This window comes from Ancylobacter radicis (assembly GCF_018449475.1).
Taxonomy (GTDB): Bacteria; Pseudomonadota; Alphaproteobacteria; order Rhizobiales; family Xanthobacteraceae; genus Ancylobacter; species Ancylobacter radicis.
Genome location: NZ_JAHCQH010000017.1, coordinates 136,417 through 148,462, shown reverse-complemented (window position 1 = coordinate 148,462; position 12,046 = coordinate 136,417). Strand labels below are relative to the sequence as shown.

9 protein-coding genes are annotated in these 12,046 nt (G+C 67.9%); 6 read left to right on the top strand and 3 right to left on the bottom strand.

Annotated features, from left to right (window positions below):
- Positions 1-11 precede the first annotated feature (11 nt).
- Both KIP89_RS12490 and KIP89_RS12485 read right to left on the bottom strand, forming a co-directional pair.
- Positions 12-1,157 carry a benzoate/H(+) symporter BenE family transporter gene (locus KIP89_RS12490; protein WP_213755766.1) on the bottom strand — a complete coding sequence of 382 codons (1,146 nt, stop codon included), beginning with the start codon at positions 1,155-1,157 and terminating at the stop codon, positions 12-14.
- An 89-nt stretch (positions 1,158-1,246) separates the two neighbouring features.
- Positions 1,247-1,996, bottom strand: coding sequence for a class I SAM-dependent methyltransferase (locus tag KIP89_RS12485; protein ID WP_213755765.1), 750 nt, complete (start codon positions 1,994-1,996; stop codon positions 1,247-1,249).
- Between the two features lie 264 nt (positions 1,997-2,260).
- Here KIP89_RS12485 and KIP89_RS12480 point away from each other — a divergent pair, with 264 nt between their 5' ends.
- The 4 genes from KIP89_RS12480 (at position 2,261) to ppx (ending at position 7,972) form a co-directional block, all read left to right on the top strand.
- Positions 2,261-3,391, top strand: coding sequence for an AI-2E family transporter (locus KIP89_RS12480; protein ID WP_213755764.1), 1,131 nt, complete (start codon positions 2,261-2,263; stop codon positions 3,389-3,391).
- A 3-nt stretch (positions 3,392-3,394) separates the two neighbouring features.
- Positions 3,395-4,114, top strand: a complete 720-nt coding sequence (locus KIP89_RS12475) for a P-loop NTPase family protein (protein ID WP_213755763.1) — start codon at positions 3,395-3,397, stop codon at positions 4,112-4,114.
- A gap of 155 nt (positions 4,115-4,269) precedes the next feature.
- Positions 4,270-6,450, top strand: a complete 2,181-nt coding sequence (locus tag KIP89_RS12470; RefSeq protein ID WP_369807154.1) for an RNA degradosome polyphosphate kinase — start codon at positions 4,270-4,272, stop codon at positions 6,448-6,450.
- A gap of 4 nt (positions 6,451-6,454) precedes the next feature.
- Positions 6,455-7,972 carry an exopolyphosphatase gene (gene ppx / locus KIP89_RS12465; RefSeq protein WP_213755762.1) on the top strand — a complete coding sequence of 506 codons (1,518 nt, stop codon included), beginning with the start codon at positions 6,455-6,457 and terminating at the stop codon, positions 7,970-7,972.
- A 66-nt stretch (positions 7,973-8,038) separates the two neighbouring features.
- Here the strand turns inward: ppx and rnd are convergent, their stop codons facing one another.
- Positions 8,039-9,187, bottom strand: a complete 1,149-nt coding sequence (gene rnd, locus KIP89_RS12460) for a ribonuclease D (protein ID WP_213755761.1) — start codon at positions 9,185-9,187, stop codon at positions 8,039-8,041.
- Between the two features lie 139 nt (positions 9,188-9,326).
- Here rnd and KIP89_RS12455 point away from each other — a divergent pair, with 139 nt between their 5' ends.
- On the top strand, positions 9,327-9,797 hold the full coding sequence (locus tag KIP89_RS12455) for a DUF992 domain-containing protein (RefSeq protein WP_213755760.1): 471 nt from the start codon (positions 9,327-9,329) through the stop codon (positions 9,795-9,797).
- Between the two features lie 161 nt (positions 9,798-9,958).
- Entirely contained in the window at positions 9,959-11,986 is a 2,028-nt protein-coding gene (aspS, locus tag KIP89_RS12450; protein WP_213755759.1) for an aspartate--tRNA ligase, read from the top strand.
- The last annotated feature ends 60 nt before the right edge of the window (positions 11,987-12,046 follow it).

Sequence of the window (12,046 nt, the reverse complement as noted above, 5' to 3'; positions counted from 1 at the left end):
GCGCGGGTGGATCAGCGCCGCCCGGCGCGGTCGATGCCGAGCGCGAGAAGGCCGGCCAGCAGCCCCCAGAAGGCCGAACCGATGCCGAGCATCGACACGCCGGAGGCGGTCACCGCCAGCGTCAGCACGGCGGGGAAACGCTTGCCGGCATCGCCCATGGCGGTGCCGAGCGCGTTCACCAGCGGGCCCAGCAAGGCAAGGCCGGCGAAGGTCGCCACCAGCCCGGCGGGCAGGGCGGCGATCAGCGCCACCACCGAGGCGCCGCCGGCCGCCAGCACCAGATAGGCCAGCGCGTAGAAGCGCGTCGTCATCCACCGCTTTTCCGGGTCGGGATGGGCGTCCGGGCCGGTGCAGATCGAGGCGGTGATGGCGGCGAGGTTGGAGGTGAGCGAGCCGAGCGGCGCGGTGAGCAGCGAGGCGAGGCCGGTCGCGGCGAGGATCGAGGGCGCCGGCGCCTTGTAGCCGGCGGCCTGCAGCACGGCGAGGCCGGGCAGGTTCTGCGAGGCCATGGTGACGACATAGAGCGGCACCCCGATGCCGATCAGCGCCTGCACCTCGAAGCGCGGCCAGATCAGGGTGACGCTCGGCAGCAGCGTCACATCCGGCAGCGGGCCGACGCGGCCGAGGAAGAAGGCCAGCGCGATGCCGATGACGAGGATCGCCAGCACCGCGCCGAACGGGTTGATGCGCCGGGCCACCAGGAAGATCAGCACCAGCGGCAGCACGAGGAGCGGATCGGCCTGCCCGGCCGTGAACACCGCGGTGCAGAAGCGGAACAGCACGCCCGCCAGCATGGCGGCGGCGATGGCGACCGGCAGGCGCTGCACCAGCGTGCCGAGCGGCTTCACCGCGGCGGTGACGAGGATCAGCACGCCCGCCAGCAGGAAGGCGCCGACCGCGGTCTCGACGGTCAGCCCGTGCGAGCCGGCGATCAGCGCGGCGCCGGGCGTCGACCAGGCGGTGATGATCGGCATTTTGTGGCGCCAGCCGAGCCACGCGCTGGTCAGCGCCATCGACAGGCACAGGCCGATCACCGCCGAGGCGGTCTGCGCCGGGGTGGCGCCCACCGCCTGCGAGGCGGCGACGATCAGGGCGAGCGTGCCGCCAAAGCCGACCAGCGCGGCGACGACGGCGGAGGTGATGACGGAGGAACGCATCGGCAGGCACCGGCAGGAGAGGAGCCCGCCTTGTGCCACAGCCGCGCCGGGCCGTCACCGCTGCCGCTGCGGAAGGCGCAGCGTGGGGTTCAGGCGAGCCGGCCGAGCGGGATGATCTCCGCCGATTGCGGCGTCATCGGCCCGCCGGCCCAGTCGCCGAGCCAGCGATCGACCGCGAGACCGGCCGCCGCGATCAGCCGGGCGAGATCGGCGGCGGGGGTGAAGCGGATCCGGCTGTCCGCGCTCAGCACCCGCCCGTCGGCGAGGCGATAGAAGGTGCCATAGGTGACGATGCCGCTCGCCTCATCTTGCACCGCCGTGTTCCACGCCGTCACGCGGCCGTGGCGGGGGTGCTCGATCTGGCGCTCGGACGCGGCCGGCTGCCATTCCTCCCATTCCCGGCAGGCCGGGTTGCGGCTGTCGAAAATGAAGCGTCCCCCCGGGGCGAGGTGGCGGGCGATGCTGGCGAGGGCGGCGCGCTGGTCGTCCTCGGTGAGGAAGACCTGGAAGGCGTGGCCGGTCATCACGATCAGGTCGAAGCGGCGGTCGAGGGCAAGGTGGCGGGCATCGGCCTCGATCCACCGGACCTCCGCCCCGCCCGGCCGGCGGCGCGCCACCTCCAGCATCGCCCCAGCGGGATCGACGCCGACCCGCTCGCCGGCGTCGAGGCCGGCCAGAAAGGCGCCGGTGCCGCAGCCCAGATCCAGCACCGAGCCGGCCGCGCGGGCCAGATCAGCGCAGAAGGCGCGGTCCTCGCCCCCCTCGTTTTCCGCGTCGTAGAACGCGACCAGCGCGGCATCGGTATAGAGCGGGTCGTCGAGCGGCGTGTCCTGCGCCATGGCCGTGTCCTTTCCGAAAGCCGTGCGGCCCCCCGGTTTTCGCGATCAGCTTCCGTGCCATGGCGGCGCGCGGCACGCCACTAGGGTCCGTCACCATGGTCCGCCATTATGGGCGCGTCATGGAACCACCGGGCGGCGCGGGATTTGCCTGTGCATGGCGCGGGGATCGAGGGTGGATAGCGGGAATGACCCGCTTGCGGCATCATCCCTGTCGCATTTTCCTGTATCAAGGGTGCGTGCGTATCGCGGCGCAAGGGAGTTCGGATGGCCTGGCACAAGCAGGTGATTTTCTGGCTGACGGTGCTGTTCGTGGTGATCCTCACCGCGTGGCTGCTGTCGAGCGTGCTGCTGCCCTTCGTGGCGGGGCTGGCGCTGGCCTATTTCCTCAACCCGGTCACGACCCGGCTGGAGCATTGGGGCGTCAACCGGCTGGCGGCGTCGCTGGCGACCATCGCGCTGACCCTGATGCTCGCCATCCTGCTGATGCTGCTGGTGCTGCCGATCTTCGGCTCGCAGCTTGCCGCCTTCATCGAGCGGCTGCCCGAATATATCGTCAAGCTGCAGAACCTGATGGCCGGCGAGGATGCGGCCTGGCTGCGCAATTTCGTCGGCGACCGGATGCCGGCGATCCGGCAGGGGCTGAACGAGCTGGTGTCGCAGGGCGCGACCTACATGCTCTCCCTGATCCAGTCGATCTGGACCGGCGGGCAGGCGCTGATCTCGGTGTTCTCGCTGCTGGTCATCACGCCCGTAGTGGCCTTCTACATGCTCAACGACTGGAACCACATGGTGGAGAAGGTCGATGGCTGGCTGCCGGTGCGCAACCGCCCGGTGATCCGCACGCTGGCCTGCCGCATGGATCGGGCGATTGCCGGCTTCGTGCGCGGCCAGTCGCTGGTGTGCCTGATCCTCGGCAGTTTCTACGCCATCAGCCTCACCATGACCGGGCTGAATTTCGGCTTCGTCATCGGCTTCGTCTCGGGGATCATCACCTTCATCCCCTATGTCGGCTCGCTCACCGGGCTGGTGCTGGCGGCGGGCGTCGCCATCGTCCAGTTCTTCCCGGATTACTGGATGATCGGGCTGGTGATCGGCATCTTCGTGTTCGGCCAGTTCATCGAGGGCTATATTCTCTCGCCCAAGCTGGTGGGCGACAGTGTCGGCCTGCACCCGGTGTGGCTGATGTTCGCCCTGCTGGCGTTCGGCTATCTGCTCGGTTTCCTCGGCCTGCTGCTGGCGGTGCCGCTGGCGGCGGCGGGCGGCGTGCTGGTGCGCTTCGCCATCGACCAATATCTGGAAAGCCCACTTTATACCGGCGAGCAGGAACCGGCCGCGCTGGCGCCTCCCGCCCCGGTTCCGGCCGTGCCGGCCATCCCGGACCGCCGGGTGAGCTGAGCCATGGCCACGCGCCAATTGCCCCTCGACCTGCCGCATGCGGACAGCCGCTCGCGCGACGATTTCCTGCCGGCGCCGGCCAATGAGGCGGCGCTGGCGCTGATCGACTCCTTCCCGGACTGGCCCGCCCCGCTGGTGGCGCTGGTCGGGCCGGAAGGGGCGGGCAAATCGCACCTTGCCGCCATCTTCGCGCAGGCAAGCGGGGCGCCGGTCATTGCCGCGCGCGATCTCTTGATCCCGGCACTGCCGCATGTGCTGGAGAGCGGCGCGCTGGTGGTGGAGGATCTCGGCGAGGGGCCGCTCGACGAGGCGGCGCTGTTCCACCTCATCAATCTCGCCAAGGAGCAGGATGCCCGGGTGCTGCTGACCGCCCGCCGGGCCCCGGCCGTGCTGGCCGCCGCGATGGCGACGCGCGATCTCGGCTCGCGCCTGCGCGCCATGCCGACCGCGGTGCTCGGCCCGCCGGACGACGCGCTGCTGGCGGCGGTGGCGGTGAAGCTGTTCGCCGACCGGCAGATCGCCCCGGACGAGGCGCTGCTCGCCTATCTGCTGCCGCGGGTGGAGCGTTCCATCGCCGGGCTGCGCGAGATTATCGCGGCGCTGGACAGCGAGGCGCTGGCGCGCAAGCGGCCCTTGACGCGGGCGCTGGCTTCCGAACTCCTTCGTGCACGAGGTGTCGCTCTTGCGGCCACGGCGCCCGGTGCGCCGGACCTCACCGATTGACCTGAGCTTTAAGGTGCAGCATGTCATCCAGCCGTCACGATGCGCGGCGACCTTCCCGCCGGAAGAAGCCACCGCTCCCTCAACAGGACGCGGTCATACAGGATGGAGTGTCGACCGTGACCGAGGGTGAGGCGCACGCTGTTGCGCATGTCGAACTGGGTGAGCCGCCGGTCCATCAGCCGGTCGCGCCGGTGCCGCTCGAAGCCGAGCTGATGGCTTCGCCCGACCGCTTCATCAATCGCGAACTGTCCTGGCTCCAGTTCAATCGCCGCGTGCTGGAGGAAGCCTCCAACCGCGAGCACCCGCTGCTGGAGCAGCTGCGCTTCCTCTCCATCTCGGCCAATAATCTCGACGAGTTCTTCATGGTCCGCGTCGCCGGCCTGAAGGAGCAGGTGCGCGAAGGCTATGGCGGCAAGAGCCCGGACGGGCTGACCCCGGCCGAGCAACTGCCGCTGATCGGCGCCGCCGTGATCGAGCTGGGCGAGGACCAGCAGGCGCGCTGGCGCGAGCTGCGCGGCCTCATCGCCGAGGCCGGCGTCGTGCTGATGGACGGCGCCGATGTGACCAAGGCGGACCGCGCGGTTCTCGACGAGTTCTTCCTCAGCCACGTCTTCCCGGTGCTGACCCCGCTGGCCATCGACCCGGCCCATCCCTTCCCCTTCATTCCCAATCTCGGCTTCTCGCTGGCGCTGCACCTCGCGCGCATCAGCGACGGGCGCACCATGAGCGCGCTGATTCGCGTCCCCGCGAAGATCGACCGCTTCATCCGCCTGCCGGATGGCGAGAACGGCGCGATGCGCTTCATCACGCTGGAGCAGATGATCGGCCTGTTCATCGGCCGGCTGTTCCCCGGCTATCAGGTGCGCGGCCTTGGCGGGTTCCGCGTCATCCGCGACAGCGACCTCGAAGTCGAGGAAGAGGCGGAAGACCTGATGCGCCAGTTCGAATCGGCGCTGAAGCGGCGCCGCCTCGGCCAGGTGATCCGGCTTGAGATCGAATCGACCATGCCGGAGGAGCTGCGGATCTTCGTGGCGCGCGAGCTGGGCGTCACCGGCGACGAAATCTTCCTGGTGGACGGCGTGCTGGCACTGAACGAGTTCAGCCAGCTGGTCGGCGTCGACCGGCCGGACCTGAAGTTCAAGCCGTACAACCCGCGCTTCCCCGAGCGCATCCGCGACCATGCCGGCGACTGCTTCGCGGCGATCCGCGAGAAGGACCTCGTGGTCCATCACCCCTATGAATCCTTCGACGTGGTGGTGCAGTTCCTGCGTCAGGCGGCGCGCGACCCGAACGTCGTCGCCATCAAGCAGACGCTCTACCGCACCTCCTCCGACAGCCCGATCATCAAGGCGCTGGCGGAAGCGGCCGAGGCCGGCAAGTCGGTGACCGCGCTGGTCGAGCTGAAGGCGCGTTTCGACGAGGAAGCCAATATCCGCTGGGCGCGCGATCTGGAACGCGCGGGCGTGCAGGTGGTGTTCGGCTTCCTGGAGCTGAAGACCCACGCCAAGCTCTCGCTCGTGGTGCGCCGCGAGGGCGGCACGCTGGCGAGCTACTGCCATGTCGGCACGGGCAATTATCACCCGATCACGGCCCGCATCTATACCGACCTCTCTTTCTTTACCGCCGACCCGGCGATCAGCCGCGACGTGGCGCGCATCTTCAACTTCATCACCGGCTATGCCGAGCCGGCGGAGCTGGAGACGATGTCGATCGCCCCGCTGACGCTGAAGAAGCGCATCCTCGACCACATCGCCGCCGAGATCGAATTCGCCAAGGCCGGTCGCCCGGCGGCGATCTGGCTGAAGATGAACTCGCTGGTCGATCCGATGATCATCGACGCGCTCTACCGCGCCAGCCAGAGCGGCGTGCCGGTGGATGTCGTGGTGCGCGGCATCTGCTGCCTGCGGCCGGGCGTGCCCGGCCTGTCCGAGAACATCCGGGTGAAGTCGATCGTCGGCCGCTTCCTGGAACATGGGCGTATCTACTGCTTCGGCAACGGCCACGGCTTGCCTCATCCCGAAGCGGCGATGTACATCTCCTCGGCCGACCTGATGCCGCGCAATCTCGACCGTCGGGTCGAGGCGCTGTGCCAGATCACCAACCCCACCGTCCACATGCAGATCCTCGACCAGATCATGGTCGCCAACCTGCAGGACAACCAGCAGAGCTGGCGTGTCTTGTCGGATGGCTCCTCGCAACGCATAGTGCCGGGCGAGGGCGAGGAGAAGTTCAACGCCCAGAAGTATTTCATGACCAATCCGAGTTTGTCGGGACGTGGCAAGTCGCTCAAGGATTCCTCGCCCAGAAGCCTCGTCCGCCGTCGCGAGCGTCCGTGACCGCATGACCGAAATCGTGAGCGAGGCCTCCTCAAGCCTCGTGGCCGGTGCGCCGATCGCCGTGATCGACATCGGGTCCAATTCGGTCCGCCTGGTGGTCTATGAGCGGCTCTCCCGTTCGCCGACCCCGATCTTCAATGAAAAGGCATCCTGCGGCCTCGGCCGCGAGGTGCTGACCACCGGGCGGCTCAATGCCGACGCGGTGGAGAAGGCGCTCATCACGCTGCGCCGCTTCCGCGTGCTGTGCGACCGCATGGGCGTCGGGCAGCTCTATGTGCTCGCCACCGCGGCGGCGCGCGATGCCTCGAACGGGCCGGAATTCATCGCCGCCTGCACGCAGATCTGCCGCACCGAGGTGGAGCTGCTGTCCGGCAAGCGCGAGGCGCAGCTCTCCGCGCTCGGCGTGCTGTCCGGCGTGCACCACGCCAATGGCGTGGTCGGCGATCTCGGCGGCGGCTCTCTTGAACTCGCCGATGTCCACGGCCAGCGGATCGGCGCCGGCGTGACCTTCCCGCTCGGCGGCCTCGCCTTGCAGGACACTTCCGGCCGCTCGCTGAAGAAGGCCGAGAAGATCGTCAAGGATGTGCTCGCCAAGGAGCCGCATCTCGAACATCTCAAGGGCCGCACCTTCTACGCGGTGGGCGGCACCTGGCGCGCCCTGGCGCGGCTGCACATGTTCCAGCGCGGCTACCCGCTGCATGTGATGCATGGCTATGTCATCCCCGCCCGCGAGGCGCAGGAATTCTGCCGCCTCGTGCTGCGCGTGCCGATCGACACGCTCTCGCGCATCGACACGGTGGCGGAAGCCCGCCGGCCGCTGCTCGCCTATGGCGCGCTGGTGCTGGAGCATCTGATCCGCGTCGGCAAGCCGGCCAACATCTTCATCTCCGCGCAGGGCGTGCGCGAGGGGCTGCTCTATGAGCTGCTCTCCGCCGAGGAGAAGCCGGCCGATCCGCTGATCGCCGCCACGGCCGAGCTGAACAAGGTGCGCTCGCGCTCCCCCGCCCATGGCTGGGAGCTGATCGAGTGGACCGACCGCTTCATGGCCCATTCCGGCATTGACGAGAGCGTCGAGGAGAAGCGGCTGCGCCATGCCGCCTGCCTGCTCGCCGACATCAGCTGGCGGGCGCATCCCGATTATCGCGGCGAGCAGAGCCTCAATTTGATCGCCCATGCCGCCTTCATCGGCGTCGACCATCCCGGCCGCGCCTTCCTGGCGCTGGCGATCTATTACCGCCATGCGGGGCTGGTCGACGAGGATCTCTCTCCGCGCATCCGCGAACTGGTGTCGGCGCGGCTGCTGGACCGGGCGCGCATTCTCGGCGCGGCGATGCGCGTCGCCTACATCATCTCGGCGGCGATGCCGGGCACGCTGCCGGTGACGCCGATGCTGGTGGAAAAGGGCCGGCTGGTGCTGCACCTCAAGGACGATCTGGCCTTGCTCGGCAGCGACCGGGTGGCCAGCCGCATGCGTACGCTGGCCCGGCTGATCGGGCGCGAATACGTGCTGGCGACGGACTGAGGCAAGGCGATGAGCGAGGGGGCGGGTGCCGCCCCCTTGTTCCGGTAAGACGATCGTCCGGGACGACTACCGCTCCACCGCAATCACCCGGCCGCGCTGCATGGCCAGCGCCAGATGGCCGGATTTCAGCGCCAGCGCGCTCTCGCCGAACAATTCGCGGCGCCAGCCGGTGAGGGCCTGAACCTGCGGCTCGTCCTCCGAGGCGATGCGCTCCAGATCATCCACCGTGGCGATGACCTTGGCGGCGACGCCGTGCTGCTCGGAGGTCATGCGTAGCAATACTTTCAGCAGCTCGACCGTGGCCGAGGCGCCGTTCGACAGCGGCTTGTCGCGCTCGATGCGCGGCAGGGTCTTGGGATCGAGCGCAAGACCGGCCTTCACCGCCTCGATGATCTGCTCGCCGGCGCGGGACCGCTCGAACCCCTTGGGGATGGAGCGCAACTGGCCGAGCCGTTCCACCGTGGTGGGGTGCTGGCTGGCGATCTCGCCGATCACGTCGTCCTTGAGGATGCGCGAGCGGGGAATGTCGCGGGCCTGCGCCTCGCGCTCGCGCCAGGCGGTGACCTCCATCAGCACGGCGAGGTCCTTGGGCTTGCGGGCGCGCGAGCGCAGCCGCTCCCAGGCCCGCTCGGGCTCCTGCCGGTAGGTCTCGGGCGAGGTGAGAACCGCCATTTCCTCGCCGACCCAGTCGGCGCGGCCGCGCTTGGCGAGGTCCGCCTCCAGCCGCAGATAGACGTCGCGCAGATGAGTGACGTCGGCCTCGGCATAGGCGATCTGCGCGGTGGTGAGCGGGCGGCGCGACCAGTCGGTGAAGCGCAGCGACTTGTCGAGCACCTCGCCATTCACGCGCTGCACGAGCTGGTCATAGGAGATGGAATCGCCATGGCCGAGCACCATGGCGGCGACCTGGGTGTCGAACACCGGATGCGGGATGATGCCGGCCAGGTGCCAGACGATTTCGATGTCCTGCCGGCCGGCGTGGAACACCTTCAGCACCGCCTCATTCGCCATCAGAGCGAAGAAGGGCGCGAGGTCGATCCCCTCGGCGATGGCGTCGATCACCACCGCCTCGTCCGGGCTGGCGATCTGCACGACGCACAGCTTCGGCCAGAAGGTGGTCTCGCGCAGGAATTCGGTGTCGACGGTCACGAAACGGTGGTTGGCAAACCGTTCGCAGGCCGCGCTAAGGGCGTCGGTTGTGGTGATCATGTTCATGTCGCGTGCTTCTTAGCGGAGTCGCACGCGCGAGACGACACCTAACATGCGTAAAATCGCCAACAAGCGTTAACCATGTGCTCTTAGTTTGGTTAGTCGATTCCATGCCGGTGCCACCGGCCGCCAGAGGGGGAAACCCATGAAGAACGTGCTTTTCGCCGCCACCGCCACCATCCTCGCTCTTGCCGCCGTTCCGGCGACCGCCGCCGACCGCGTCAAGACCGGCGTCCTCGTCTGCAATGCCGGCGCGTCGATCGGCATGATCATCAGCTCCAAGCAGGAACTCGCCTGCACCTACACCCCGTCCGACAACACCCCGGTGCAGCGTTATTCCGGCGTCATCAAGAGCGTCGGCCTCGATCTCGGCGTGACCGGCGGCGGCGTGATGACCTGGGGCGTCCTGGCGCTGACCAAGCAGGTGACGCCCGGCGCGCTGGCCGGCCCCTATGGCGGCGTCTCCGGCGATGTGGCGCTCAGCGTCGGCGTCGGTGCCAATGTGCTGGTCGGTTCCGACAAGTCCTATGCGCTCAACCCGGTCTCGGTCGAAGGCAATGTCGGCGCCTCGCTGGCGCTGGGCGTCTCCAGCCTCGAGCTGCGCTACGTCCCGTGAGCCCGGCGCGCTGACGGGGCGGGGCCGCGCTCTGTCCCCCGGCGCACCCCTCTCTTCTTGACAAATCCAAGCCCTGCATGCACCCCTCCGCGCGCCCCGCGAGAGGGGTGACGTGTTTCTGACGCGCGGCGGTACGCCGCGAAAAGCCTCGGGATAGACCCATGCACCGCTATCGCACGCATACCTGCGGAGCCCTTCGCGCGAGCGATGTCGGCGAGACCGCCCGCCTTTCGGGCTGGTGCCACCGCATCCGCGACCATGGCGGCGTGCTGTTCGTCGATCTGCGCGACCATTACGGCCTGACGCAGGTGGTGGTCGATCCCGACAGCCCGGCCTTCAAGCTGGCCGAGACGGTGCGCGCGGAATGGGTGATCCGCGTCGATGGCCGGGTGCGCCTGCGCCCCGCCGGCACCGAGAACCCCGACCTGCCGACCGGGCAGGTGGAGATGTACGCCACCGAGATCGAGGTGTTGGGCCCCGCCGCCGAGCTGCCGCTCCCCGTCTTCGGCGATGTCGAGTACCCGGAAGAGACGCGGCTGCGCTACCGCTTCCTCGATTTGCGCCGCGAGAAGCTGCACAAGAACATCATGACGCGCGGCGCCATCATCGACGCCATGCGGGCGAAGATGAAGGGGCAGGGCTTCTTCGAGTTCCAGACGCCGATCCTCACGGCCTCCTCGCCGGAAGGCGCGCGCGATTTCCTCGTGCCCTCGCGCCTGCACCCCGGCAAGTTCTACGCCCTGCCGCAGGCGCCGCAGCAGTACAAGCAGCTCATCATGATGAGCGGCTTCGACCGCTATTTCCAGATCGCCCCCTGCTTCCGCGACGAGGACCCGCGCGCCGACCGCCTGCCGGGCGAGTTCTACCAGCTCGACCTGGAGATGAGCTTCGTCGAGCAGGAAGATATCTTCGCCGCCGTCGAGCCGGTCATCACCGGCGTGTTCGAGGCCTTCGCCGACGGCAAGCCGGTGACGAAGAACTGGCTCCGAATTCCCTATGCCGTGTCGATGCAGAAATACGGCACCGACAAGCCGGACCTGCGCAACCCGATCGAGATGCAGGACGTCTCCGAGCATTTCCGCGGCTCGGGCTTCAAGGTGTTCGCGCGCCTGCTGGAAGACGAGAAGAACCGCGTGTGGGCCATTCCCGGCACCGGCGGCGGCTCCCGCGCCTTCTGCGACCGCATGAACTCGTGGGCGCAGGGCGAAGGCCAGCCGGGGCTCGGCTACATCATGTGGCGTAAGCGCGCTCGTAATCCGCTTGAGCAGGTTCTGTTCGAGCTTGGCGAATCGTTGCCATTAACCCTTGGTGCGATCTTCGGTGATCACGAAACCCGTGCGAGAGCGAAAAAGGGATTTTGGGATTACGCGCAGGAAAGGGACGAACGTCTACCAGGTCTTACTGACCAAGAGTCTGAAGAAGTTCTCCGGCGAATTGACGCCCATATCGCTCAAGGCGATTTGGAACAGGTTAATCTATTGCGAAGTGCGTATTTTGGCGAGTATGAGGCCGCAGGCCCGATTGCTAAGAATTTGGGACATGAACGTACTGAACAACTACGCCAGCAACTTAACTTGAAGGATGGCGACGCCGCCTTCTTCGTCGCCGGCAACCCGGAAAAGTTCGTCAAGTTCGCCGGCGCGGCGCGCACCAAGGTGGGCGAGGAACTGAAGCTGGTCGATTTCGACCGCTTCGAGCTGGCCTGGATCGTCGACTTCCCGTTCTACGAGTGGAACGAGGACGAGAAGAAGGTCGATTTCTCGCACAACCCCTTCTCCATGCCGCAGGGCGGGCTTGAGGCGCTCAACGGGCAGGACCCGCTGACCATCAAGGCGTTCCAGTACGACATCGCCTGCAATGGCTACGAGATCGCCTCCGGCGGCATCCGCAACCACCGCCCCGAGGCGATGGTGAAGGCGTTCGAGCTGGCCGGCTATGACGAGGCGACGGTGCAGGAGCGTTTCGGCGGCATGTACCGTGCCTTCCAATATGGCGCGCCGCCCCATGGCGGCATGGCGGCCGGTGTCGACCGCATCGTCATGCTGCTCTGCGGCGTGACCAATCTGCGGGAAATCTCGATCTTCCCGATGAACCAGCAGGCGCAGGACATTCTGATGGGCGCGCCCAATGAGGCAAGCCCGAAGCAGCTGCGCGAGCTGCACATCCGCACCAACCTGCCGGAGAAGTAGGCGGGCGCCCACGTCGTCATCCCCGGGCTTGACCCCGGGGATCCACGTCTTGGCTGCCAA